Annotated in this window: 23 protein-coding genes and 3 tRNA genes; 15 read left to right on the top strand and 11 right to left on the bottom strand. The window is 70.0% G+C overall.

Annotation, left to right across the window (positions count from 1 at the left end; translation table 11 throughout):
* The first annotated feature begins 361 nt into the window (after positions 1–361).
* The 9 genes from dnaN to ACZZ97_RS14030 all read left to right on the top strand — a co-directional run bounded on the left by dnaN (position 362) and on the right by ACZZ97_RS14030 (position 9,832).
* Complete coding sequence (gene dnaN / locus ACZZ97_RS14070; protein ID WP_133739079.1) at positions 362–1,510, top strand: DNA polymerase III subunit beta; 1,149 nt, start codon at positions 362–364, stop codon at positions 1,508–1,510.
* A gap of 56 nt (positions 1,511–1,566) precedes the next feature.
* A complete protein-coding gene (gnd, locus tag ACZZ97_RS14065; protein WP_314100657.1) occupies positions 1,567–2,451 on the top strand; it encodes a phosphogluconate dehydrogenase (NAD(+)-dependent, decarboxylating) in 885 nt (294 codons plus the stop codon).
* Positions 2,452–2,466: 15 nt separating this feature from the next.
* Positions 2,467–3,711: a DNA replication/repair protein RecF gene (gene recF / locus ACZZ97_RS14060; protein ID WP_463473549.1), complete on the top strand. Its 1,245-nt coding sequence runs from the start codon at positions 2,467–2,469 to the stop codon at positions 3,709–3,711.
* Positions 3,708–4,289 carry a DciA family protein gene (locus tag ACZZ97_RS14055; protein WP_463473548.1) on the top strand — a complete coding sequence of 194 codons (582 nt, stop codon included), beginning with the start codon at positions 3,708–3,710 and terminating at the stop codon, positions 4,287–4,289. Before recF ends, ACZZ97_RS14055 begins: the two co-directional genes overlap by 4 nt.
* Positions 4,290–4,454: 165 nt before the next feature.
* Positions 4,455–6,428 carry a DNA topoisomerase (ATP-hydrolyzing) subunit B gene (gene gyrB, locus ACZZ97_RS14050; protein ID WP_123547404.1) on the top strand — a complete coding sequence of 658 codons (1,974 nt, stop codon included), beginning with the start codon at positions 4,455–4,457 and terminating at the stop codon, positions 6,426–6,428.
* A gap of 76 nt (positions 6,429–6,504) precedes the next feature.
* Positions 6,505–9,177, top strand: coding sequence for a DNA gyrase subunit A (gene gyrA, locus ACZZ97_RS14045; RefSeq protein WP_463473547.1), 2,673 nt, complete (start codon positions 6,505–6,507; stop codon positions 9,175–9,177).
* A complete protein-coding gene (locus tag ACZZ97_RS14040) occupies positions 9,170–9,577 on the top strand; it encodes a DUF3566 domain-containing protein (protein WP_123547406.1) in 408 nt (135 codons plus the stop codon). Before gyrA ends, ACZZ97_RS14040 begins: the two co-directional genes overlap by 8 nt.
* Positions 9,578–9,648: 71 nt before the next feature.
* Positions 9,649–9,722: transfer RNA gene (locus tag ACZZ97_RS14035), tRNA-Ile, on the top strand.
* A 37-nt stretch (positions 9,723–9,759) separates the two neighbouring features.
* A tRNA-Ala gene (locus tag ACZZ97_RS14030) sits at positions 9,760–9,832 on the top strand.
* Between the two features lie 330 nt (positions 9,833–10,162).
* Here the strand turns inward: ACZZ97_RS14030 and ACZZ97_RS14025 are convergent.
* Entirely contained in the window at positions 10,163–10,708 is a 546-nt protein-coding gene (locus tag ACZZ97_RS14025) for a hypothetical protein (RefSeq protein ID WP_463473546.1), read from the bottom strand.
* Between the two features lie 138 nt (positions 10,709–10,846).
* Here ACZZ97_RS14025 and ACZZ97_RS14020 point away from each other — a divergent pair, with 138 nt between their 5' ends.
* Positions 10,847–11,386 (top strand): peptidylprolyl isomerase, encoded by a 540-nt coding sequence (locus ACZZ97_RS14020; protein ID WP_123547408.1) that lies wholly within the window; start codon positions 10,847–10,849, stop codon positions 11,384–11,386.
* Complete coding sequence (locus ACZZ97_RS14015) at positions 11,387–12,232, top strand: rhomboid family intramembrane serine protease (protein WP_463473545.1); 846 nt, start codon at positions 11,387–11,389, stop codon at positions 12,230–12,232.
* Between the two features lie 202 nt (positions 12,233–12,434).
* On the opposite strand, the gene ACZZ97_RS14010 is transcribed toward ACZZ97_RS14015, so the two are convergent.
* On the bottom strand, positions 12,435–12,698 hold the full coding sequence (locus ACZZ97_RS14010; protein ID WP_123547410.1) for a cell division protein CrgA: 264 nt from the start codon (positions 12,696–12,698) through the stop codon (positions 12,435–12,437).
* 114 nt (positions 12,699–12,812) lie between these two features.
* Between ACZZ97_RS14010 and ACZZ97_RS14005 the strand changes: the two genes are divergently transcribed.
* The 3 genes from ACZZ97_RS14005 to ACZZ97_RS13995 are packed head-to-tail and all read left to right on the top strand — an operon-like array spanning position 12,813 to position 14,385.
* On the top strand, positions 12,813–13,586 hold the full coding sequence (locus ACZZ97_RS14005) for a class E sortase (protein ID WP_314100652.1): 774 nt from the start codon (positions 12,813–12,815) through the stop codon (positions 13,584–13,586).
* A 2-nt stretch (positions 13,587–13,588) separates the two neighbouring features.
* Positions 13,589–13,750, top strand: coding sequence for a hypothetical protein (locus ACZZ97_RS14000; protein ID WP_314100651.1), 162 nt, complete (start codon positions 13,589–13,591; stop codon positions 13,748–13,750).
* Positions 13,747–14,385 (top strand): anthranilate synthase component II, encoded by a 639-nt coding sequence (locus ACZZ97_RS13995; RefSeq protein WP_314100650.1) that lies wholly within the window; start codon positions 13,747–13,749, stop codon positions 14,383–14,385. The genes ACZZ97_RS14000 and ACZZ97_RS13995 overlap by 4 nt, the downstream gene beginning before the upstream one ends.
* A gap of 55 nt (positions 14,386–14,440) precedes the next feature.
* Here the strand turns inward: ACZZ97_RS13995 and pknB are convergent, their stop codons facing one another.
* From pknB to ACZZ97_RS13960, 7 genes are all read right to left on the bottom strand, one after another.
* A complete protein-coding gene (pknB, locus tag ACZZ97_RS13990) occupies positions 14,441–16,150 on the bottom strand; it encodes a Stk1 family PASTA domain-containing Ser/Thr kinase (RefSeq protein ID WP_463473544.1) in 1,710 nt (569 codons plus the stop codon).
* A gap of 192 nt (positions 16,151–16,342) precedes the next feature.
* Positions 16,343–18,127, bottom strand: coding sequence for a protein kinase domain-containing protein (locus ACZZ97_RS13985; RefSeq protein WP_314100648.1), 1,785 nt, complete (start codon positions 18,125–18,127; stop codon positions 16,343–16,345).
* A complete protein-coding gene (locus ACZZ97_RS13980; protein ID WP_463473543.1) occupies positions 18,124–19,596 on the bottom strand; it encodes a peptidoglycan D,D-transpeptidase FtsI family protein in 1,473 nt (490 codons plus the stop codon). The genes ACZZ97_RS13985 and ACZZ97_RS13980 overlap by 4 nt, the downstream gene beginning before the upstream one ends.
* Positions 19,596–21,089, bottom strand: coding sequence for an FtsW/RodA/SpoVE family cell cycle protein (locus ACZZ97_RS13975; RefSeq protein ID WP_463473542.1), 1,494 nt, complete (start codon positions 21,087–21,089; stop codon positions 19,596–19,598). Before ACZZ97_RS13975 ends, ACZZ97_RS13980 begins: the two co-directional genes overlap by 1 nt.
* Entirely contained in the window at positions 21,073–22,317 is a 1,245-nt protein-coding gene (locus ACZZ97_RS13970) for a PP2C family protein-serine/threonine phosphatase (RefSeq protein ID WP_314100645.1), read from the bottom strand. Before ACZZ97_RS13970 ends, ACZZ97_RS13975 begins: the two co-directional genes overlap by 17 nt.
* A gap of 7 nt (positions 22,318–22,324) precedes the next feature.
* A complete protein-coding gene (locus tag ACZZ97_RS13965) occupies positions 22,325–22,858 on the bottom strand; it encodes an FHA domain-containing protein FhaB/FipA (protein WP_399539835.1) in 534 nt (177 codons plus the stop codon).
* On the bottom strand, positions 22,855–23,568 hold the full coding sequence (locus tag ACZZ97_RS13960) for an FhaA domain-containing protein (protein ID WP_463473541.1): 714 nt from the start codon (positions 23,566–23,568) through the stop codon (positions 22,855–22,857). The genes ACZZ97_RS13965 and ACZZ97_RS13960 overlap by 4 nt, the downstream gene beginning before the upstream one ends.
* Before the next feature lie 109 nt (positions 23,569–23,677).
* Between ACZZ97_RS13960 and ACZZ97_RS13955 the strand changes: the two genes are divergently transcribed.
* A tRNA-Leu gene (locus ACZZ97_RS13955) sits at positions 23,678–23,761 on the top strand.
* A 223-nt stretch (positions 23,762–23,984) separates the two neighbouring features.
* Here the strand turns inward: ACZZ97_RS13955 and ACZZ97_RS13950 are convergent.
* Positions 23,985–24,293 carry a pore-forming ESAT-6 family protein gene (locus tag ACZZ97_RS13950; RefSeq protein ID WP_194614162.1) on the bottom strand — a complete coding sequence of 103 codons (309 nt, stop codon included), beginning with the start codon at positions 24,291–24,293 and terminating at the stop codon, positions 23,985–23,987.
* An 18-nt stretch (positions 24,294–24,311) separates the two neighbouring features.
* Positions 24,312–24,698, bottom strand: a complete 387-nt coding sequence (locus ACZZ97_RS13945; RefSeq protein WP_314100643.1) for a WXG100 family type VII secretion target — start codon at positions 24,696–24,698, stop codon at positions 24,312–24,314.
* Positions 24,699–24,823 lie beyond the last annotated feature (125 nt).

The raw sequence follows: 24,823 nt of genomic DNA, 5'->3' as shown, positions 1-24,823 counted from the left end.
ATCCCACAGTGTGGATAACTTGTGGAAAGACGTGGACAACTACAGCTCAGGTGTTCACGGATCGCTCGGGCCTGTGGGAACCGCCCTCGGCGGACGGGCAGGACGTCGACCGATCACCCCGTCGAGTCCACACTCCGTGCACAAGTCACAATCGTGTAGTTCCCTCTGGCCTCGGGGTTTTAAACAGGTTATCCACACTGTGCACAACGGTTAAGACTGTTAATCCTGATTACAAGAAATTGTTGGAGAGACAACCTTGTGGACAGCCGGCGGCGGTCCACGGAGCAGGGACCGCCCGCCTCCTCGCTGTGGCAGTATTGGCGGGCCATCCACGAGCGAGAAGTCGAACAGGGGTCCCCGCGTGAAGTTCCAGGTCAACCGCGACGTCTTCAGCGATGCCGTCTCCTTCGCCGTGAAGCTCCTCCCGCAGCGGACGACGCTGCCGATCCTCAGCGGCGTGCTGATCGAGGCGGACGCCGACGGCCTCACGCTCTCGTCCTTCGACTACGAGGTCTCGGCCCAGACGAGCATCGCGGCCGAGGTCGACGAGCCCGGCACGATCCTCGTCTCGGGGCGGCTCCTCGCCGACATCGCGAACCGCCTGCCCAACGCACCCGTGACGTTCTCGACCGACGAGAACCGCATCGCCGTGAGCTGCGGCTCCGCCAACTTCTCGCTGCTGAGCATGCCCGTCGAGGAGTACCCGACGCTGCCCACGGTCGGGGAGCGCTCGGGCGTCGTCCCCGGGGACGCCTTCTCGCTGGCCATCTCCCAGGTCGCCGTCGCCGCCTCCCGCGACGACGTGACGCCGGTCATCACGGGCGTGCAGCTCGAGGTCACCGAGAACGCGCTGTCGCTCGTGGCAACCGACCGCTACCGGGTGGCCGTCCGGGGGATCGAGTTCGACCCCGGCACCGCCGCGAGCACCGAGACGACCACGGCGCTCGTCCCGGCCCGCACCCTGCAGGAGGTCGGCAAGACCTTCGGCAGCGCCAGCACCGTCTCCGTGTCGATCACCGGCAGCGACGACCGCGAGCTGATCGCGTTCCAGGCCGGCGACAAGACCGTGACGTCGTTGCTGATCAAGGGCAACTTCCCCCCGGTCAAGCGGCTCTTCCCCGAGACCGTCGAGAACTTCGCGGTGATCAACACCGCCGAGCTCGTCGAGTCCATCCGCCGTGTCTCGCTCGTGCTCGAGCGCGAGGCGGCCCTCAGGTTCACGTTCACGATCGACGGCCTCACCCTCGAGGCGGTCGGCAGCGAACAAGCGCAGGCATCAGAGTCGATCGACGCGTTGTTGACGGGAGAGGACACGGTGGTCTCGTTGAAGCCCCAGTTCCTCCTCGACGGCCTCGGAGCCGTCCACTCCGAGTTCGTGCGGATCTCCTTCACGAAGACGGAGAACCCGAACAAGCCCGGTCCTGTGCTGATCACCAGTCAGTCCTCCAAGGACCAGGCGGGCGCTGACAGCTACCGCTACCTGCTGCAGCCCAACCTCCTCCTGCGCTGACAGCGCGACACGACGGAGGCGCCACGATCGACGCCTCCACAGAACGAAGGATCCTCATGCACATCGGCCTCGTCGGTCTCGGCAAAATGGGCAACAACATGCGCGCTCGCCTGCGCAACGCAGGCATCGAGGTGACCGGCTACGACGCCAACCCGGCGGTCTCCGACGTCGCCGACCTGGGCGCCCTCGCCCAGGCGCTCCCGTCGCCTCGTCTCGTCTGGGTGATGGTCCCCCACGGCCAGATCACCGACGCCGTCATCAAGGACCTCGGCGAGGTCCTCGAGCCGGGCGACCTCGTCATCGACGGCGGCAACTCGAAGTGGCTCGACGACGAGGTCCACGCGACCCTCCTCGACGCCAAGGGCATCCGCTACATGGACGCCGGCGTCTCCGGCGGCGTGTGGGGCCTCGAGAACGGCTACGGCCTGATGGTCGGCGGCGACACCGCCGACGTCGAGCGCGCGATGCCGGTCTTCGACGCGCTCCGCCCCGAGGGCCCTCGCGAGGAGGGCTTCAGCCACGCCGGCCCCGTCGGCGCGGGCCACTACGCGAAGATGGTCCACAACGGCATCGAGTACGCGATCATGCAGGCCTACGGCGAGGGCTACGAGCTCCTCGAGGCCAAGGGCCTCGTCGAGGACGTCCCCGCGGTGTTCAAGGCATGGCAGCGCGGCACGGTCGTCCGTTCCTGGCTGCTCGAGCTCATGGTCCTCGCGCTCGACGCGGACCCCAAGCTCGACGCGCTCTCGGGCTACGTCGAGGACAGCGGCGAGGGTCGCTGGACGCTCGAGGAGGGCATCGCCCACGCCGTGCCGATGCCGGCCCTGAGCGCGTCGATCTTCGCGCGCTTCGTGTCGCGCCAGGGCGAGGGCTCGCCCACCATGAAGGCCGTCGCCGCCCTGCGCAACCAGTTCGGCGGCCACGCGGTCAAGAAGGCCTAGTCGCCTCCGGCCCGCGTGCGAGTACTCCATCTGAGCCTGACCGACTTCCGGAACTACGCTTCCGCCGAAGTCGCGCTCGCGCGCGGGCCCAACCTCTTCGTCGGCCGCAACGGCCAGGGCAAGACCAACCTGGTCGAGTCGCTCGGCTACCTCGCGACCCTCGGGTCGCACCGCGTCTCGTCCGACGCCGCGATGATCCGACAGGGCACCGACTCGGCGATCGTCCGCGCGCGCCTCGAGTCCGAGGGGCGCGAGCTCCTCGCCGAGGTGCAGATCAACCGCACCGGGGCCAACCGTGCCCAGGTCAACCGCAGCGCGATCAAGCCCCGCGAGCTGCCGCGCTACTTCACCAGCGTCTTGTTCGCTCCCGAGGACCTCGCGCTCGTCCGGGGCGAGCCGTCGGGCCGGCGCCGGTTCCTCGACGAGCTGCTCGTGACCCGGGCGCCCCGGTTCGCCGGGGTCCAGGCGGACTACGACCGTGTGCTCCGCCAGCGGAACACGCTCCTCAAGTCGGCCCGCGCCTCCGGCGTCAAGGCGGGTCAGCTCGGCACCCTCGACATCTGGGACGAGCGCCTCGTGGCGCTGGGCACGGAGATCGTCGTCGCACGCGAGAGGCTCGTCGCCGATCTCGCCCCCGAGGTGGCTCGTTCGTACGCCGCCGTCGCGGGCGAGGACCACGCGGCACGGCTCTCGACCGTCCTGAGCATCCGGGGCGCGACGGTCGACGACGACGCCCCGGCGCCAGAGGCGCCCACCGAGCAGGTGGCGCCGGCCGAGGTCGCCGACGTGTTCCGCGAGGCACTCGCCCGGGTCCGGCCCAGCGAGCTCGACCGGGGCCTCACCCTGGTCGGGCCGCACCGCGACGACCTCTTCCTCTCGCTCAACGGCCTGCCCGCCCGCGGCTATGCGAGCCACGGCGAGTCCTGGTCGTTCGCCCTGGCCCTGAAGCTCGCGTCGGCGGCGGTCGTCCGCGCCGAGGCGACCACGGGCGACCCCGTCATCGTGCTCGACGACGTGTTCGCCGAGCTGGACGGGTCCCGCCGCGAGCGGCTGGCCGACGCCGTCGCCGACTACGAGCAGGTGCTCATCACCGCAGCGGTCGAGGAGGACGTGCCCGACCGGCTCGCCGCGCACACCGTGCGCATCTCCGCGGGCACCATCGTCGAGGAGCCCGACACGGCAGGCGTCACGGGCACGGCCGTGACCGCGGACCCGGCAGCGCCCACCGACGCCGCGGGCGCGACCCCGGACCCGTCGTGAACGCCGACGACGAGGACCCGACCGGGCGCGCCGCGGAGGACGCGCCCTCCTCGACGACGGGACCGCCGCTTCCTGCGCCCCCCGAGCCGCTGCCGGACGACGAGGCGCAGCGTGTCTACCTGAGGTTCCGCCGCGTCTTCGGGGACCCGAACGGACGCTCGCGCGACGGCCGGCGGCGGAAGGCCATCAAGCTCGGCTCGCCGAGCCAGCCCTTCGGCACGGGACGCGAGCCCCGCGGGATCGCCGACGTGCTCGCCAGCGTCACGTCCGAGCTGGGCTGGAAGTCGCCCCTGGCGCAGTCCGACCTCATGGCGGCCTGGCCCGACATGGTCGGCGACGAGCTGTCCGCGCACTCCCACCCGGTGTCCATCGACGACGGCACCCTGACCGTGCAGTGCGACTCGACGGCCTGGGCGACGCAGCTCCGCCTGATGCGCGGCACGGTGACGACGACCATCGTCCAGCGCTACCCCGACGCCGGCATCCAGTCGGTGCGTTTCCTGGCACCCAACGCCCCGTCCTGGAAACGCGGCCCCAGATCGGTCCCAGGGCGCGGCCCTCGCGATACCTACGGCTAGGGAGGGTGAATCGTCCACCCGGCTCGGGAAAATCCCTCTGAGGGCGGAATCAGCCCCGTGGGGGACAGGCCTGCGGTAGACTCACAAGGTCGTCCGCGAGCCGTCCTCAGCGAGGTCGCGGCCGGGCGACGACCCTCGTCCCAGACGCCAGGAGCCCCCGCGAACATGACACCGAACCCCGCCGACGCCCAGCCCGACGACTCCTACGGCGCCAGCGCGATCCAGGTGCTCGAGGGTCTCGAGGCGGTGCGCAAGCGACCGGGCATGTACATCGGCTCGACGGGCCCGCGCGGTCTGCACCACCTGGTCTACGAGATCGTCGACAACTCGGTCGACGAGGCCCTGGCCGGCTGGTGCGACCACATCGAGATCACCATGCGAGAAGACGGCGGCGTCCGCGTCGTCGACAACGGCCGTGGCATCCCCGTCGACGTGCACCCCGTCGAGGGCCGGTCGACCGTCGAGGTCGTCCTCACGGTGCTGCACGCCGGCGGCAAGTTCGGCGGCGGCGGCTACGCGGTCTCCGGCGGCCTGCACGGCGTCGGCAGCTCGGTCGTGAACGCGCTCTCGAGCGAGCTCGACGTCGAGGTCCGCCGACAGGGGAACGTCTACCGCCAGAGCTTCACCGACGGCGTCCCCGTCGCGCCGCTCGCCAAGGGCGAGGAGGACGACACCACCGGCACGACGATCACGTTCTGGCCCAACGCCGAGATCTTCGAGACGGTCGAGTTCGACTACGAGACGCTCCGCACCCGGTTCCAGCAGATGGCGTTCCTCAACAAGGGCCTGCGCATCGAGCTCAGCGACGAGCGCCCGCAGCCCGACGACGCCGAGCCCCGTCACGACGTCTTCCACTACGAGAAGGGCCTGGTCGACTACGTCCAGTACCTGAACGCGGTCAAGAAGGTCGAGACGGTGCACGACGACATCCTCGCCTTCGAGCAGGAGGACACCGAGAAGAAGATCTCGCTCGAGGTCGCCATGCAGTGGAACACCTCGTACCAGGAGAGCGTCCACACCTACGCCAACACGATCAACACCCACGAGGGCGGCACCCACGAAGAGGGCTTCCGGGCGGCGCTCACGACGCTCATCAACCGGTACGCGCGCGAGAAGAACCTGCTCAAGGAGAAGGACGACAACCTCACGGGCGACGACGTCCGCGAGGGCCTGACGGCCGTCATCTCGATCAAGCTCGGCGAGCCGCAGTTCGAGGGCCAGACCAAGACCAAGCTCGGCAACACCGAGGCGAAGTCGTTCGTGCAGAAGGTCACCTTCGACCAGATCACCGACTGGTTCGACCGCAACCCCAAGCAGGCCGCCGAGATCGTCCGCAAGGGCATCCTGGCCGGGCAGGCGCGCATGGCGGCCCGCAAGGCGCGCGAGCAGACGCGGCGCAAGGGAGTGCTCGAGTCGAACGGCATGCCCGGCAAGCTCAAGGACTGCCAGAGCAAGGATCCCTCGCGCAGCGAGATCTTCATCGTCGAGGGCGACTCGGCCGGCGGGTCGGCCGTCCAGGGCCGCAACCCCGAGACGCAGGCGATCCTGCCCCTCCGCGGCAAGATCCTCAACGTCGAGAAGGCGCGGCTCGACCGCGCGCTCGGCAACAACGAGGTCCAGGCGATGATCAAGGCGTTCGGCGCCGACATCGGCGAGGACTTCGACCCCGACAAGGCCAGGTACCACAAGATCGTGCTGATGGCCGACGCCGACGTCGACGGCCAGCACATCACGACCCTGCTGCTGACGCTGCTGTTCCGGTACATGCGCCCCCTGATCGACCTCGGCTACGTCTACCTCGCGCAGCCGCCGCTCTACAAGCTCAAGTGGAGCAACGCCGCGCACGAGTACGTGTACAGCGACGCCGAGCGCGACGCGGTCCTCGTCTCGGGCAAGGCCGCCGGCAAGCGCATCCCCAAGGAGAACGCGATCCAGCGCTACAAGGGCCTCGGCGAGATGGACTACAAGGAGCTGTGGGAGACCACCATGGACCCCGACACGCGCACCCTGCTGCAGGTGACCCTGGAGGACGCCGCGGCGGCCGACACGATCTTCGACACGCTCATGGGCGAGAACGTCGAGTCGCGACGCAACTTCATCCAGCAGAACGCGAAAGACGTCCGCTTCCTCGACATCTGACGCGTGCGCCGGCTGAGCCGGAGCACGCCCGCGCCCCGCGGAGGACACCGGGGCAGACCACGACAGACGGAGAATCATGGCCGACGAGCCGAACGACACCCCAGAGGGCACCGACGCCGAGGGCACCACCGCGTTCCCCGCGGCGATCAAGCGCGACAGCATCGAGCAGGTCGACCTGCAGCTCGAGATGCAGCGCTCGTACCTCGACTACGCGATGAGCGTCATCGTCGGCCGTGCGCTGCCCGAGGTGCGCGACGGCCTCAAGCCCGTCCACCGTCGCGTGATCTACGCGATGTACGACGGCGGCTACCGTCCCGACCGCGCGTTCTCGAAGTGCTCGCGCGTCGTCGGCGACGTGATGGGCCAGTTCCACCCCCACGGCGACACGGCCATCTACGACGCGCTCGTCCGGCTGGTCCAGCCGTGGAGCCTCCGCTACCCGCTCGCGCTCGGCCAGGGCAACTTCGGCTCACCCGGCAACGACGGCGCCGCCGCCCCTCGGTACACCGAGACGAAGATGGCACCGCTCGCCCTCGAGATGGTCCGCGACATCGACGAGGACACCGTCGACTTCCAGGACAACTACGACGGCCGCACCCAGGAGCCGGCCATCCTGCCGGCACGCTTCCCGAACCTCCTCGTCAACGGCTCGGTCGGCATCGCCGTCGGCATGGCGACGAACATCCCGCCGCACAACCTCCGCGAGGTCGCCGAGGGCGCGCAGTGGTCGCTCGCCCACCCCGAGGCCTCCCGCGAAGAACTGCTCGAGGCGCTGATGGAGCGCATCAAGGGGCCGGACTTCCCCACCGGCGCGCAGATCCTGGGCGTCCGCGGCATCCAGGACGCCTACCGCACGGGTCGCGGCTCGATCACGATGCGTGCCGTCGTCAACGTCGAGGAGATCCAGGGCCGCACCTGCCTCGTCGTCACCGAGCTGCCCTACCAGGTCAACCCCGACAACCTCGCGATCAAGATCGCCGAGCTCGTCAAGGACGGCCGCATCGGCGGCATCGCCGACATCCGCGACGAGACCTCGGGCCGAACCGGCCAGCGCCTCGTCATCGTCCTGAAGCGCGACGCCGTCGCGAAGGTCGTCCTCAACAACCTGTACAAGCACACCTCCCTCCAGGAGAACTTCGGCGCCAACATGCTGGCCATCGTCGACGGCGTGCCCCGCACGCTGGCGCTCGACGGCTTCATCTCCGCCTGGGTGGCGCACCAGATCGACGTCATCGTCCGGCGCACCCAGTTCCGCCTGCGCAAGGCCGAGGCGGACGCCCACATCCTCCGCGGCTACCTGAAGGCGCTCGACGCGCTCGACGAGGTCATCGCCCTCATCCGCCGCTCGCCCACCGTCGAGGAGGCGCGCGCCGGCCTGATGGACCTGCTCGACGTCGACGAGGTCCAGGCCTCCGCGATCCTCAACCTCCAGCTGCGCCGCCTTGCCGCCCTCGAGCGCCAGAAGATCCAGGACGACGCGGACAAGCTCGAGCGCGAGATCGCCGACTACAAGGACATCCTCGCCAAGCCCGAGCGCCAGCGCACGATCGTCAGCGACGAGCTGCGCGAGATCACGGACAAGTTCGGCGACGACCGGCGCACCGAGATCATGCTCGGCTTCGACGGCGACATGAGCGTCGAGGACCTGATCCCGGAAGAGGAGATGGTCGTCACCATCACCCGCGGCGGCTACGTGAAGCGCACCCGCAGCGACAACTACCGCAGCCAGCACCGCGGCGGCAAGGGCGTCCGCGGCGCGCAGCTGCGGGCCGACGACGTCGTCGACCACTTCTTCGTCACGACGACGCACCACTGGCTGCTCTTCCTCACCGACAAGGGACGCGTCTACCGGGCCAAGACCTACGAGCTGCAGGAGGCGGGACGCGACGCCAAGGGACAGCACGTCGCGAACCTCCTCGCCATGCAGCCGGACGAGTCGATCTCGCAGGTGCTCGACATCCGCGACTACGAGGTCGCCCAGTACCTCGTGCTCGCGACCCGCGACGGCCTGATCAAGAAGACGGCCCTGACCGAGTACGACACGAACCGCACCGGCGGCATCATCGCCATCAACCTCCGCGACGACGACGAGCTCGTCTCGGCGCTGCTCGTCGACGAGAGCGATGACCTGCTGCTCGTCTCGCGCCACGGCATGTCGCTGCGCTTCACGGCCACCAACGACTCGCTGCGCCCGATGGGCCGCTCCACGTCCGGCGTGAAGGGCATGACCTTCCGCGAGGGCGACACGCTGCTGTCCGCCTCCGTGGCCGACGACACGGGCTACGTCTTCGTCGTCACCGAGGGCGGCTACGCCAAGCGCACCGGTGCCGACCAGTACCGCGTGCAGAACCGCGGCGGACTCGGCATCAAGGTCGCCAAGCTCGCCGAGGCCCGGGGCGACCTGGCCGGCGCCCTGATCGTCGGCGACGACGACGAGGTGCTCGTCGTGCTCTCGAGCGGCAAGGTGGTACGTTCTGCCGTGGCCGAGGTACCGGCGAAGGGACGTGACACCATGGGTGTCGTCTTCGCGCGGTTCGCCGCCGACGACCGCATCATCGCACTGGCGCGCAACACCGAGCGCAACCTCGTGGCACCGTCCGACGAGGCCATCATCGACGCCGTCGGCGACAACGACGCCGTGCCCGCAGTCAGCCCCGGAGACGTGATCGACGCCGTCGAGCCCGTCACGGAGGCGCCCGCGGACACGGCCGACGACAGCAGCACCGGAGAGGAACCGACCAATGAGTAGCGTCGCCGAGAAGCTTCAGCGCAAGACCGCGCGCCCGTCCGGCACCAAGCAGGTGCGCCTGAAGCTCGTCTACATCGACTTCTGGTCCGTCGTGAAGCTGTCGTTCCTGATCGCCGTGGCGCTCGGGATCGTCACCGTCGTGGCGACGTTCCTGATCTGGCTGATCCTCAACCAGACGGGCATCTTCAACGACCTCGACCAGGTGCTGCGCGACATCCTGGGCGACCAGAACTTCACCATCCAGGACAGCTTCAACGTCGGGCAGGTCATGCTGTTCTCGATCGTCGTGGCCGTGCTGAACGTCGTGGTCGGCACCGTGCTCGGCGCCGTCGTCGCCGTGCTCTACAACCTCAGCGTCCGGGTCACCGGCGGCCTGCTGGTCGGCTTCACGAACAACTGATCCGGGTCGGATCGGCCCCCGCGGCCGATTCGTCATCTCCGTCGTGGTGCTGTAGGCTTTACGACGGTCCGGGGGCTATAGCTCAGGCGGTTAGAGCGCTTCGCTGATAACGAAGAGGTCACAGGTTCAAGTCCTGTTAGCCCCACTCCCGAAGGTCCTCCGACGGGTTCACCCGGTACCTCGGGGCCTTAGCTCAGTTGGTAGAGCGCCTGCTTTGCAAGCAGGATGTCAGGAGTTCGATTCTCCTAGGCTCCACGAAAAATAGGCCTTTCCCTGCTCGCCCACGTCGTGGGTTCGCGGGGATTTTTCGTTCGTGCTCGTTCGGCTGCGCCGCCGCTCCTGCGGCGCAGCGCGTCGGCTCCGCCGACCCAGATGGCACAGCCGCCTGCGGAGCGGGCGACGTCGCTTCGCTCGTCGCGGGGGGGGGCAACGTCGCTTCGCTCGTTGCCGCGGGGCGAGGGGCGACTTCGCTTCGCTCGTCACCGCCGTGACGTCGCTTCGCTCGCCGCGGAGGCGCGGGGGTGCACGGAGGGCCCGACTCCGGGGAGGAGGCGGGCCCTTCGGGGTGGTGCGGGGGCTGAGCGACTAGGCCTTCGTGTCGGCGTCGTCGTCGGCGACCCAGAGCTCGTCGTCGGCACGGAGCGTCTGCACGGCGGCGAAGACGAGGCCGCCGAGCGCCACGACGCCGAGGCCGATCAGCAGCACGCCGCCGACTCCGGGGCCCGACTTCTTCTTGGCGGGCGCGTACTTCGCGGCCTGCGAGGCGAACTTGCCGCCCTGCTTCTTGGCCTTCTTGACGGCCTTCTTGACCTTGGGGTCGTTGACGAGGTCGAGACCGCCGAAGTAGGAGGAGAGGGCCGGGTAGACGTCGTGCTTCAGACGGTCCTGGGCGACGGTCGCGGCGTGGCTGCCGGCCGAGAGGCCCTGCGAGACGGCCGGACGGACGTTCTGGTCGACGGCGTGCTTGATGCGCGGCGTCACGTTCTTGTTGGCGTACCGGACTCCGTGGTCACGGGCGTCGCCGATCACCTTGCCTGCGTGGCTCACGACCTCGCGCTGCTCGGACCACACGTCGAACGCGTGCTTCTTGAACTTCTTCAGTTCTTTCTTCTGCTTGCGTGACAGGGCCACAGTGTTCCTCCAACGACTAGTGCGCAACGGCTCGGTTCGATGCTGGCCTCCCAGTCTGGCACGAGGCTTCCTGGCAGGTAACACCGCGCTCGCTGGGCACCCGCTGATGTGCGGAGGGCCCTGTGGGAGAATGGCGTCATGTCTACGCACACCGCTGTCGCCACCATCAAGACCAACCACGGCACCATCACCGTGAACCTCTTCGGCGACCACGCACCCAAGACCGTCGCCAACTTCACCGGCCTCGCCACCGGCACCATCGAGTGGACCCACCCCTCCACGGGCAAGGTCAGCACCGACCGGCTCTACGACGGCGTCGTCTTCCACCGCATCATCAAGGACTTCATGCTCCAGGGCGGCGACCCGCTCGGCCAGGGCATCGGCGGCCCCGGCTACCAGTTCGACGACGAGATCCACCCCGAGCTCAACTTCGGCGAGCCCTACGTCCTCGCCATGGCGAACGCCGGCAAGCAGGGCGGTCGCGGCACCAACGGCTCGCAGTTCTTCATCACCACCGTGGCCACGCCGTGGCTGCAGGGCAAGCACACCATCTTCGGCGTCGTCGCCGACGACGAGTCCAAGAAGGTCGTCGACGCCATCGAGGCCGTCCCCACCGACGCCCGCGACAAGCCCCTCGAGGACGTCGTGATCGAGAGCGTCACCATCGACGAGGTCTAGGTGACACAGGTCCCCGCCGACGCCGCGAACTACTGCTACCGGCACCCCGACCGGCAGAGCTTCGTGCTCTGCCAGCGGTGCGGCCGCACCATCTGCGGCCAGTGCCAGACCCCGGCCGCGGTGGGCGTGCACTGCCCGGAGTGCGTGCGCGAGGCCCAGGCCTCCGCTCCGCGTGTCCAGCCTCGTGTCATGGGCAGCATCCGCAGCGCCTCGCGCGGCGGGGCCCCGGTCGTCACGTACGGCCTCATCGGCGTCAGCCTCGTCGTGTACCTCGCGCAGGTGCTCACGGGCGGCGTGGTCAGCTCGGCGTTCTCGTACTACGCGCCGATCGCTCTGGTCGAGCCATGGCGCATCGTCACGTCGATGTTCACCCACGGCAGCGTCCTGCACATCCTCTTCAACATGTACGCGCTGTACATATTCGGAGCGCAGCTCGAGCGGACGTTGGGCAGGGCGCGCTACGCGGCGCTCTACTTCATCAGCGGGCTGGGCGGCGCGGCCGCGGTGACGCTCCTGTCGCCGACCACTCCGGTGGTGGGCGCGTCCGGGGCGATCTTCGGCCTCATGGCGGGCTTCTTCGTGATCGCGCGCAGCCTGGGCGGCTCGAACGGCGTCCAGCTGCTCGTCCTGCTGGGCATCAACCTCGCCATCGGCTTCGTCTCCCCGAACATCTCGTGGCAGGCGCACGTCGGCGGGCTCGTCGTGGGCGCCCTCGTGTCGTTCCTCTACACGAAGACACGCCACCGCTCGAAGGCCGGCCTGCAGACCGCGGGGCTCGTCGCCGTCGGGGCGGTCTGCCTGCTGATCGTCCTCGGGCGCTCGGCGATGTACCTCGGCTACCTCTGACCCTGCCCCCGGGCACCTCCGACGCGAGGTGAGCAGAACGAAGGAGGCGGCACCCACCTGGGTGCCGCCTCCTTCGTCGTCGGGCCGGTCCGATCTCAGCGAGTGGCGTTCTCCACCGACTTATCCACAAGACTGTCCACAGTGGGGATAGTTACAGCGGTGTAAGTGCGAACGCCTGTTCGAGAGACGGGGCCCCGAGCGCCTAGCGCCAGCGGGTCGTCATGAGGAACCCGATGAACATGATGCCGAAGCCGATCAGGATGTTCCACGAGCCGAGCGAGCCGATGGGAAGGGCGCTCTGGCTCACGTAGAAGACGACGATCCAGGCGAGGCCGATCAGCATGAAGCCGAACATGACCGGCTTGAACCACACCGGGTTCGGGGCGTCGGCCGCGGGGCGCGCCTCGGCGGAGCGGTCCGCGCGGGCGCGGGCGGGCTTCGAGGTGGGGTTCTTGTCTGCAGCCATGGCGCACATCCTAGCGTGGCGGCCCTGACGGGCTCCTCGGCCGGGCGGCACCTCGTCCACAGGGTCCGGCCCGCAGCCCCCGAGGCCCCAGGCGCCGCGGTTAGGATCGACCCCATGACCGTCGACGCGCGCCTCGCCTCCGTCGACGGCCGTCGTCCCCGGCGACGACGCCGACCGGTGTCGTTCGTCGGCGTGCTCGGCGAGCTCCTCATCACGGCAGGCGTCCTGGTGCTGCTCTTCATCGCGTGGCAGCAGTGGTTCAACGACCTGGTCGTGGCGGGCGAGCACCGGGACCAGGCCTCGCAGCTCTCTCAGCAGCTCGAGCGCCAGGCGCAGGAGGCGCCTCCCGCCGCTGCAGACGCGGCCGGCGACCCCCCGGTCACCGCCGCCCCCGCCGAGGCCGAGCAGTTCGCGAACCTGTACGTGCCGCGCTTCGGCGCCGACTACGCTGTGCCGATCGCGGGCGGCACGAGCACGGTCCGCACCCTGAACAAGATCGGCATCGGGCACTACGACGACACGCAGATGCCCGGCGAGGTCGGCAACTTCGGCATCGCCGCGCACCGGACGACCTACGGCGCCCCGTTCAACGCGGTCGCCGACCTGCGACCGGGCGACGAGCTCTACGTCCAGACGGCCGACGGCTGGTACACCTACGCCTTCCGCAATCTCCAGTACGTGCCGGCGACCCAGGTGTCGGTGCTGCAGCCCGTGCCCGACTCGCCCGACGTGTCCGCCGCCTCCGGGGAGCGCCTCATCACCCTCACCAGCTGCAACCCCATGTTCACCGCCCAGGAGCGCATCGTCGCCTACGGCGTCTTCGACTCGTGGCAGCCTCTCTCGGACGGCCCGCCCGCCGCCCTGGCCGCGGCCGGGATCGGGGGCTGACCGTGTACGGCGCCCTCTGGCGCGTGCTGCCGGGCCCCTGGTGGCTGCGGCTCCTGCTGCTGCTCGTGCTCCTCGCCGCCGTCCTGTTCGCCCTGGTCGAGTGGGTCTTCCCGCTCGTGAACGAGCTGATCCCCGCCCCCGACGTCACCGTGGAGGAACAATGACGCGCATCCTGGTCGTCGACAACTACGACAGCTTCGTCTACACGCTGAACGGGTACCTGCAGCAGCTCGGGGCCGAGACCGACGTCGTGCGCAACGACGCCTTCGGCCGTGACGAGATCGCCGGTCGCATCTCCGAGTACGACGCCGTCCTGCTCTCGCCCGGCCCCGGCACCCCGGCGGCGGCGGGCGTCTCGGTCGACGTCGTGCACGCCGCCCTCGCCGTCGACAAGCCGCTGCTCGGCGTCTGCCTCGGCCACCAGGCCATCGCCGAGGCCCTCGGCGCCACCGTCACGCACGCCGAAGAGCTGATGCACGGCAAGACGTCGCGCGTCGAGCACGACGACAGCGCCTTCTACGCCGACGTGCCGCAGCCCTTCACGGCCACCCGGTACCACTCGCTGGCCGTCGTCGACGAGACGGTGCCGGGCGACCTCGAGGTCACGTCCCGCACCTCCGGCGGGGTGATCATGGGCCTGCAGCACCGTTCCGCGCCGCTCTACGGCGTGCAGTTCCACCCCGAGTCGGTCCTGACCCAGGGCGGCTACCAGATGATCGGCAACTGGCTCGGCGTCGCCGGCCTGCCGGAGGCGGCGGTCACCGCGCGCTCGCTGAGCCCGCTGGTCGACCTGAGCTGACGTCGGCCCCCCGCCGCGTCGGCGGTGGGGGGCCGTGGCCTTCAGCAGGCGCGGGTCAGCCTGCGCTGCACACCCCGAGCGTGATCTCCGAGCCCTGCGGCTGGTCGCCCGGCGGGAGGGACTGGTTGGACACGCTGCCGCCGGAGCAGCCGGGGTCGACGTACGACTTGACCGTCAGGCCGAGCTGGTCGCCGAGGACCGAGACGGCCTGCTCGAACGACTGACGGGTCACGTCGGGGACGCTCACCTTGCCGTTGCTGACGACGAGGTCGACAGTGGTGCCGACGTCCACCTGGGTGCCGGCGGCCGGCGTCGACTCGAGGACCCCGTTCTCGGGGACGTCGGGCGAGTAGTCGGAGACCTGCTGCCCCTGGACGAGCCCCGCCGCGGTGATCGCGGCCCACGCCGCATCGAGCTGCTGGCCGTCGACGGAGGGCATCGCGACCTGGACGGGCCCCGAGGACACCGTGACGGCCACGGCGGAGTTCTTCAGCACGGCCGTGCCGGCCTCCGGGTCGGTCGAGATGACGAGGCCCTCGTCGACGGTGTCGCTCGGGGCGTCGGTGCGCGTCACCGTGAGGTCGAGGTCGCCCAGCTGCGCGGCGACGTCGTCGTAGGTGCTGCCCGCGACGACGGGGATGATCGAGGTCTGGGCGTTGTCGATCTGGGGCGGCTGGAGGTTCACCACCCAGAACACCACGGCGACGATCACGATGCCGACGAGCACGATGCCCGCCCAGATCCAGGCGACCGGGGGTCGTGTCTGCGTGCGCTGGGGCCGGTCGTTGTCGTCGGAGGAGAGTTCCTTCAGCGCGGCCTCGCTGCCGACCCGGCTGTGCGGGTCGACGCCGAAGAGCGTCGAGCCGGCCTCGGGCGCGGCCCGGCGTCGTTCGGGCGCGCGCCCCTCGCCGGCGGCGTGGACGTCGTCCCGGAAGTCGGCGGCCGTCTGGAAGCGCTCGAAGCGGTCCTTCGCGAGGGCACGGAGCACCACGGCGTCCAGGGCCGGCGAGACCGCGGGCGCGACCGTGCTCGGGGGAACGGGTGCTTCGCTGACGTGCTGGTAGGCGACCGCGACGGGGGAGTCGCCCCGGAACGGCGCGCGGCCGGTGAGCAGCTCGAAGAGCAGGACGCCGGTCGAGTAGAGGTCGGAGCGGGCGTCGACCGTCTCGCCCCGTGCCTGCTCGGGGCTGAAGTACTGGGCAGTGCCGAGGATGGTCGTCGTCTGCGCGACCGTGGCGGAGGAGTCGGAGATGGCTCGGGCGATGCCGAAGTCCATGACCTTGACCTGGCCGGAGTGCGTGATCATGACGTTGCCGGGCTTGATGTCGCGGTGCACGACGCCCGCCCGGTGCGAGTACTCGAGGGCGGTGAGGATGCCCTCGGTGATCCGGACGGCCTCGGTCGGGTCCATCGGGCCCTCGCGGACGACGTCCTTGAGGAGCCGCCCCTCGACGTACTCCATGACGATGAAGGGGACCTGCACCTCGTGGCCGCTGCGGTCACGGGTCGACTCCTCGCCGGCGTCGAAGACGCGGACGATGGTGGGGTGCGCCATGCGGGCCGCGGCCTGCGCCTCCTGGCGGAAGCGGGTGCGGAACGCGGGGTCGGTGGCGAGCGACGGCTTCATCAACTTGATCGCCACACGGCGGCCGAGCCGCGCGTCGGTCCCGACGTGGACGTCGGCCATCCCGCCCCGGCCGATCAGCTCGCCGATCTGGTACCGGTTGGCGAGGAGGTGGATGCCCTCTCTCACGCCTTCAGCCACGCGCCAGTCTCCCCTCTGGGACCCCGCTGCCTGCGCGACCCTTCCGAACCGGACCCAGTGTATCCGGGCCTCGACCCCCGGACGGGGCCGCCGCCTACGCCAGAGGGATGATTGTCAGCGCTTCGTGACACCTCTGGACGACCGAGGCCACGATCGTCGCTGACGATCGTGGCCTCGGTCGGCGCGGAAGGCCTAACCGTCGTTGCCGTCGCCCGGGCTCGGGCTCGGGGTCATCGGCGGTGCTGTCACGGCGACCGTCACGCCGGCCGACGGAGCGGAGCTCAGCTGACCGCAGACCGCGACGTACTGGACGGTCATGTTGCCGGGCGTCGCCGACTTGACCGAGACGCTCGTCACGTTGGTGCCGAGCTGCCCGCTCGTCTGGCCCGCCGAGTCCGTGCCGCCCGTGATCGAGTACGTGTAGCCGGTCAGCGTGTACCCCACGGGGCAGTTGCCGTAGGCCTGCCACGAGATGGTGACCTGTTCCTGGCCGTTGCCGCTCACCTGCGGGGCGGAGGCGGTCGGTGCGGTCGGCTGCGGGGGTGTCGGGGCCGCACGGTAGATGTACATCGTCACGGAGGCGCCGATGGGCACGTTGCCGCTGCGGTCGAGACCCGCGACGGTGCCGACCGCGGCCTGGTCGGGAGCCGGGGTCGTCGCGTCGACGGACGTGACGTCGAGCCCGAGGTCGCCGAGGCGGCCGCGCGCGTCGTCCTCGGCGAGGCCGACGTAGACGCTCTCGTCGACGGCGACCGTCGTCGGGCTCGGCTCGGGCTCCGGCGTCGTGGTCGACGGCGACGGCGCGGGGGCCGACGACGAGGGGGTGGTCGGTGCCGGTGTCGGGTCGCCCGAGGTGACCGCGAACGCGATCAGGGCGCCGACGCCCGCGAGGACGATGACGCCCAGCACGATGAGGGGCCAGAACCACGGGCTGCGCGGCTTCTTCTCGTCGTCCAGCTCGTCGCCCTCGCCGCGCTGGGCCTCGGGGTCGGCGGCACCGGGCGTCCAGGCAGCGGCGCCCGGCTGCTGGCGCGTGCTGCCGGTGGGGTCGTAGAGCTGGGTGGTGGCGTCCTGGGCGCTGAAGGCCTGGGTCGCGGCGTCGCCTGCCCCGGCGGCGGCCATGCCGATCATCGGGACCGCGACGGTCGCGGCGGCCACGTCGCCTCGACGCAGGGCCCGGGCCGCCTGGGCGAGCGCCGAGGCGCTGGCGGGACGGTCGGCCGGCTTCTTGGCGATGCAGGAGAGCACCAGGCGGCGCACGGGCTCGGACACCGTCGAGGGCAGGTCCGGCGGCTGCTCGTTGATCTGGGCCATCGCGATGGCGACCTGCGACTCGCCCGTGAACGGGCGTCGGCCGGCCAGCGCCTCGTACGCCACGATGCCGAGCGAGTAGATGTCGGTGCTCGGCGACGCGGGGTGCCCGCTGGCCTGCTCGGGCGACAGGTACTGCACCGTTCCCATGACCTGGCCGGTCGCGGTGAGCGGCACCTGGTCGGCGATGCGCGCGATGCCGAAGTCGGTGATCTTGACGCGGCCGTCGGGCGTCACGAGCAGGTTGCCCGGCTTGATGTCGCGGTGCACGAGGCCCGCGGCGTGCGCGGCCTGCAGGGCGGACGCGGTCTGCGCGACGATGTCGAGCACCTTGTCGGTGGGCAGCACCCGGTCGCGCTCGAGCACGGTCGACATGGCCTCGCCGGGGACGAGCTCCATCACGAGGTAGGCGCTGCCCTCCTCCTCGCCGTAGTCGAAGACGTTCGCGATGCCCTCGTGGTTGACGAGGGCGGCGTGCCGCGCCTCGGCGCGGAAGCGCTCGAGGAACCCGGGATCGCCGAGGTACTCGTCCTTGAGGATCTTGATCGCGACCGTTCGGCCGATGACCAGGTCCGTGGCTTCCCAGACCTCGCCCATGCCGCCGATGGCGACGCGGGTCGACAACTGGTATCGCCCACCGAAGGTGATTCCGCCGGAAGGTCTCATTTGTTCAGCACCGCCTCTAGTACTTTCTTCGCGATTGGTGACGCGACACTGTTCCCGAACGCGGACTGTCCGAGTCCGCCGCCGTTCTCGACGACCACCGAGATGGCCACTTCTGGGTCCGCCGCCGGCGCGAAGCCGGTGAACCACAACGTGTAGGGGTCGCCTGGGCCGTTCTCGGCCGTTCCCGTCTTGCCCGCGACGTCGACACCAGCGATTCTCGCACCGCTGGCGGCGCCGTCCGCGACGTCCTGCACCATCATGTCGGTCATCGTCTGAGCCGTCGCCGTGCTGACGGGCTTCCCGTACTCGCTGGGCGAGAAGTCCTCCACGGGGCTGAGGTCGGGGTTCAGGACGCTCTCGATCAGCGTCGGGTCCATGAGCGTGCCGCCGTTGGCGATCGCGGACGAGACCATGGCCATCTGCAGCGGCGTGACCCGGTCCGAGCCCTGGCCGAACGACTGCAGCATGAGCGTGGCGTCGTCGATCGGCTCTCCGTCGCGCTCGATCGGGAAGCGGCTCGGCGTGACGGCCTGGGGGATGTCGATCGAGTCGTCGCCGAAGCCGAACGCCGCGGCCTGGTCGGCCATGGCGTCGGTGCCGAGGGCCTGCCCGAGCTGGGCCATGGGGATGTTGCACGACAGGCGGAGGGCGGTGGCGATGGTGGCCGTCTCGCCGCCTCCGCAGCTGCCGCCCTCGGCGTTGTTGATGCTGAAGGTGGATCCGGGCAGCTGCAGGGTCGCCGGGTTCGGGAACTCGCTGTCGGGCGTGTAGTCGCCGCTCTCGAGGGCCGCGGCCACCGTGACGAGCTTGAACGTGGAGCCGGGGGCGTAGAGGTCGCCCTGGATGGCCCTGTTCTGCAGCGGGTCCGACGGGTCGGCGACGAGCGCGTCGTACGAGCTCTTGACCGACGCGGGGTCGTGCGACGCCAACGGGTTGGGGTCGTAGCTCGGCTTCGACACCATGGCGAGGATCTTGCCCGTCGCCGGGTCCATCGCGACGACCGAGCCCGAGTTGTCGCCGAGGGCGTCGTACGCCGCCTGCTGCACCACGGGGTCGAGCGTGAGGTTCACCGTGGCGCCCTCGGGGTCCTGACCCGTGAGCAACGAGTTGATCGAGTCGAAGAACTGCGAGTTCGCGTTGCCGGTCAGCTGCTGGTTCATGGCGTCCTCGACACCGCGCGAGCCCTGGCCGAGCGTGTAGTAGCCCGCCACGGGGGCATAGAGCTCGGGCTGCGGGTAGGTCCGCTGGAACTCGTAGACGTCGTCGACGGGCACCGACTGCGCCACGGGCTGGCCGCCGACGAGGATCGGACCGCGCTGGGCCGAGTAGCTCGCGAGCAGGGACCGGTAGTTGCGCCCGTCGGCGCGCAGCGTGTCGGCCTGGATCGTCGTGATGTACGAGCTCGAGATGAAGAGCGCCACGAACATGGCGAGCACCACGAAGCTCACGCGCTTGAGTTCTTTGTTCATCAGCCGATCACCAGCCTCGGTTGGTCGCGGACGGAGTCGGACAGCCGCAGCAGGAGCGCCACGATGATCCAGTTCGCCACGAGGGAGGAGCCGCCCGCGGCCATGAAGGGGGCCGTCAGCCCGGTCAGGGGGATTACCCGCGTGACGCCGCCCATCACGACGAACACCTGCAGGGCGATGACGAAGGCGATGCCGACGCCGAGCATCCGCCCGAAGTCGTCCTGGCCGACGAAGCCGATGCGGAAGCCGCGGGAGACGAGCAGCAGGTAGAGCGCCAGGATGGCGAAGATCCCGGCCAGGCCGAGCTCCTCGCCGAGCGAGGCGAAGATGTAGTCGCTCTCGGCGAGGGGCGTCGTCTGCGGACGGCCCTGGCCGAGCCCGGTGCCGACGAGGCCGCCGTTCGCGAAGCCGAACAGGCCCGTCACGAGCTGGAACGAGCCGCCGTCGGCCGAGTACTCGGCAGGGTCGAACGGGTTCAGCCAGGCCCGGAAGCGCCCCTGGACGTACCCGAGGAACGTGCTGGCGACGATGGCGCCCCCGAGGAACAGCGTGAGGCCCAGCACGATCCAGCTGCCGCGGCCCGTGCCGATGTAGATCATGACCAGGAACAGGCCGAAGTACAGCAGCGAGGTGCCGAGGTCGCGCTGGAAGATCAGCACGCCCATGGCGACGACCCAGACGATGAGGATCGGCCCCAGGTCGCGGGCGCGCGGGAACCGCATGCCGAGGATCTTGGGCCCCATCAGCGACAGGTTGTCGCGGGCGGTCACCAGGTACCCCGCGAAGAAGATCGCCAACGTGATCTTCGCGATCTCGCCGGGCTGGAACGAGAACGGCCCGATGTCGATCCAGACGCGCGCGTTCAGCCCCTCACGGCCGAGCCCCGGGATCAAGGGGAGCAGGAGCAGCGCGATGGACACGAACATCGCGATGTAGCGGTACCGCGAGAGCACCCGGTAGTTGCGCACGACGATCAGCGCGACGAGCGCGATCGTCATCGCCATGACCGTCCACGCGATCTGCTTGACGCCGAAGGCGGCCCAGCCCTCGCGCCCGTAGGCGAGGTCGATGCGGTAGATCATCGAGATGCCGATGCCGTTGAGCGTCAGCGCGATCGGCAGGAGGAACGGGTCGGCCTCTCGGGCGACCACCCGGAGCACGAGGTGGAAGATCAGCCCGAGGCCGAGCACGGCGGAGCCGGCCACCAGCACGGAGGCGTCGATCGCCCCGGTCGCTCCGAGCTGCACGAGGACGATGGCCCCGGCGCCGATGCCGGCCGCCACGATGAGCAGCAGCAGCTCGAGGTTCCGCAGCTTCGCGGGCTGGCGCAGCCGCAGCGTGATCGCCTGCGTCAGGTTCTGGGCCTGCCCCGGGTCTCGAGGCGAGGTGCCGGAGGCGCGGGCGGGTCCACGGGACGCTCCCGCGCCTCCTGCGGGACGGCCGATCAGCTCGGTGGAGGCCTCGTCGGACCGCTGGTCATCGAGCGACGGCATCGGCCAGCCTCTCGACGATGGCGCGGGCGTCGCCGAGCGAGTCCGCGTTGATCGTGTCCTCGACGGTCTGCTGCGTGTAGTTCGGCAGGTCGTCCACCCGGACGTCGGTGACCTCGTGCACCTCGCTGAGCGTGATCGGGCCGAGCGTCTGCTGGACGCCCTTGTAGATCACGACCGTGCCGTTGCGCTCGCCGACGTAGTAGTGGTCCTGGGTCCACTGGTAGGCGAGGAACAGACCGGCGACGAGGGCGCCGACGGCCACGACCAGCGCCACCAGCCAGGTGACGCGGCGACGGCGACGGCGACGTCTGTCCTCGGCGATGAGCTCGGCGAGGTACTCGTCGGACTCGGGCTCGAAGTGGCTGTCCTCCGGAGTCGAGGCGACCTTGAGGGGGTGCAGCAGGATCGTCGGCAGCCGCAGCGACTTGCGACCGGCCTCGCCCTCGAACGTCAGCGGGGCCGAGGCCGAGCCGACCGTGACCGGGGGCTCGACGGACGAGTCGCCGGTGTCGTCGACGTCGACGATCACGACCGTCACGTTGTCGGGGGCGCCGTGGTCGAGGGTCTCCTTGACGAGGCGGCGCGTGGTCTGGTCGGCGTCGAGCCCGGCGGCGAGGGCCTTCTTGATGCGGTCCTCGGCGAGGTAGCTGCTCAGTCCGTCGGAGCAGATCAGCCACCGGTCGCCCGGCTGGGTGCCGATGATGGCCGTGTCGATCTCGGGGGCCGCGTCGACGTCGCCGAGGACGCGCATCAGGACGCTCCTGCGGGGGTGGACCGCCGCCTCCTCGGCCGTGATCCGGCCGCTGTCGACGAGCCGCTGGACGAACGTGTGGTCCGCGGTGATCTGGCTCAGCTCGCCGTCGCGCCACAGGTAGATGCGGGAGTCGCCGATGTGGGCGATCGTCATGCTGTCGCCGACGCGGAGCAGCGCGCTCACGGTCGTGCCCATGCCGGTGAGCTCCTGGTGCTCGAAGACCGTCTCGGCCAGCAGCTGGTTGGCCGCGATCAGCGACGACTGCAGCGCGAACTCCGCGTCGCCCGGCGACGTGTACTGCTTGTCGGTCTCGCGGATGCGGCGGATGGCGATGGCCGAGGCGACGTCGCCGCCGGCGTGGCCGCCCATGCCGTCCGCGACCACGAACAGCTGCTGACCGGCATAGCCGCTGTCCTGGTTGTTGGACCGGATCTTGCCCACGTTGGACAGGGCGGCACTCTTGGGCGTCGTCATCGGGCGGCTACCGTCGCAGCTCGAAGCTCGTCTGCCCGATCGTCACCGTGGCGCCCGTCGGCACCGGAGTGGGCACGGTGACGCGCTCGTCCGCCAGGAACGTCCCGTTCGTGCTGTCCAGGTCCTGTACGACCCACCGTCCGTTCCAGAGCATGAGCCGGGCGTGGTGCGTCGAGGTGTAGTCGTCGCGGATGACCAGGTTGCTCTCCTGCGACCGACCGATCGTGAGGGGGCCGTCGCCGAGCGGCATCTCGAGACCCGCCTTGGCGCCCTTCGTGATGACGAGGCGCGTCGCGGCGCCGTCGGACGAGGGGGCGACGGGCGGACGCTGCTGCGCGGGCGCCGGCGTGGACACGGGCCGGGGCGCAGGAGGCGCGGCGGCGGAGGACGAGGCGCGTCCCGGCTGCTGGTCGGTCGGCATCTTGCGCGCCCGCTGGCCGAAGAGGTCGGACCGCAGGGCGAAGACGACGGCGAAGACGAAGAGCCACAGCACGGCCAGGAAGGCGAAGCGCAGGGCGAAGAGGGTCAGCTCACTGGTCACCAGGATCCCCCTCGGACGTCGGGCCCGTCGAAGGGGTCGGGCGTCGATGACTGGGGGAGCACCCGGAACACGATACGCGTACGACCGATCTCGATGACCGAGTCGGGCTGCAGGGCGGCCTTCGTGAGCGGCGCCCCGTTGAGCTTCGAGCCGTTCGTGGAGCCCAGGTCGCGGGCCTGGGCACGCTGGCCGTCCCAGAGGATCTCGACGTGCTTGCGGCTCGTGCCCGTGTCCTGCACCGTGATGTCCGCGTCGCTGCCCCGGCCGATGACGGTGCGCTGGCCGGTGAGGGCGTGGCGCGTGCCGTCCACGTCGACGAACGGTCGCCACGTGACGTCGCCCTGCACGTTGCGCGAGTCGACGGCGAGGATGCCGACGCTCAGCGCCTCGTCCTCCCGGAGCCGGACCCGGAGCGGACCGGCGAACTGGTAGCCCTGCGCCGTCGCGTGCCGCTGCGTGAGCTGCGTGAGCTCGTCGATCAGGGCAGGCCCCACGGCTGCCATCGCCTCGTGGTCGACCGGGGACAGCCGGACCAGGAGCTCGTTCGGCACGAGGATGCGGTCACGGGAGACCACGGCCGCCTTCGTGTCGAGCTCGCGCCGCAGCGCGCTCGTGATCTCGAGGGGCTGCACGCTCGAACGGAACGTCTTGGCGAAGGCGCCGTTCACGGCGCGCTCCAGCCCGCGTTCGAAGTTGTCGAGCAGTCCCATGGGTCTCCAGGTTCGGGGGTCGCTGGTCGCCCGATCTTAGCCGGACGGCGTGGACGGCCCCCGCAGGTGCTCTGACGGGGCGCTCGGACATGATAATGTTCTCGAGTTCGCGCGAGTGGCGGAATTGGCAGACGCGCTGGCTTCAGGTGCCAGTGCTCGAAAGGGCGTGGGGGTTCAAGTCCCCCCTCGCGCACGAACGAAAGGCCCTCCTACTGGAGGGCCTTTTTCGTTCGTCGTGCCTTCTGTCGCGCCGCCGCCCCTGCGGCGCGACGTCGAAAGGCCCTCCTACTGGAGGGCCTTCTTCGTTCGTCGTGCCTTCTGTCGCGCTGCCGCCCCTGCGGCGCGACGACGAAGGGCCCTCCGGTGGAGGGCCCTTCTCGGTCGGTCCGTGAGAGCGTCACGGGCGGCGACGTGACTCAGATGCCGTCGACGGCTGCCTTGGCGCGCTGCATGGCGGTCTGCGCCGACTCGTCGTTCGACTGCAGGGACGTGCGGAGGGTGTTGATGATCGTGCGCACCTCGGTCGCGACGCGGTTCCAGCGCTGCTCCTTGGTGGCGTACTCCTCGCTCGAGCCGTCGGCCTGGTAGTCGGCCATCGCCGTCTTGACGTCGGCGTCGCGCTGCGTGATGAGCGCCTCGAGCCGACCGGCGACGGCGTTGAAGTTGTCCTGGGCGTTGCCCGAGGCCGCGAGGTCGTAGTCGCGGCGGTCCGTTGCGTTGGCCATCTGTCTGCTCCCCTTGCCTTATGCCTGCGTGCCGAAACGGGCCGACTCGAAGCCGGCGCCCGCCTGGGCCGACGAGGTCTCGTCGGCGATCTGCTGCTCCCCCTCGAGGAACGCGCGGTTCTGGCCCGTGATGCCGGTGAGCACCGACGACAGGGCCGCGTTGAGCTCGACGGAGATGCCGTCGACCTCGTTCTTGAAGCGGTCGAAGGCTGCTCGTCCGGCGCCGTTGAAGCGCCCCTCGAGCGGCTCGGCGGCGTCGGCCAGCTGGCGGACCAGGGCGCCGAGGTCGTCGCCGGCCCCGCTCGTCTTCTGGCTCAGCTGCGTGAGTGTCTCGCTCCCCATGGCGAACTTCATCATCGTCTCCTCGTGCGTCTCGAACTGGTGGTCGACATATGAGGAAACCACGGGGACGGCGCCTCCGCCACCCGTCCCAGGGGTACATCTCGATCGCCGAGGAGGACGGACAGATCGGTCTGCCGCCCCCTTCGATCGTCACCGACCCGCGCAGCTCGTGATCCGTTAGATTGGGG

The sequence above is a fragment of the Frigoribacterium sp. AC512 genome, from assembly GCF_979258295.1.
Note: the sequence above shows the minus strand (reverse complement) of the source record. Positions and strands in the feature narration are given on the sequence as shown.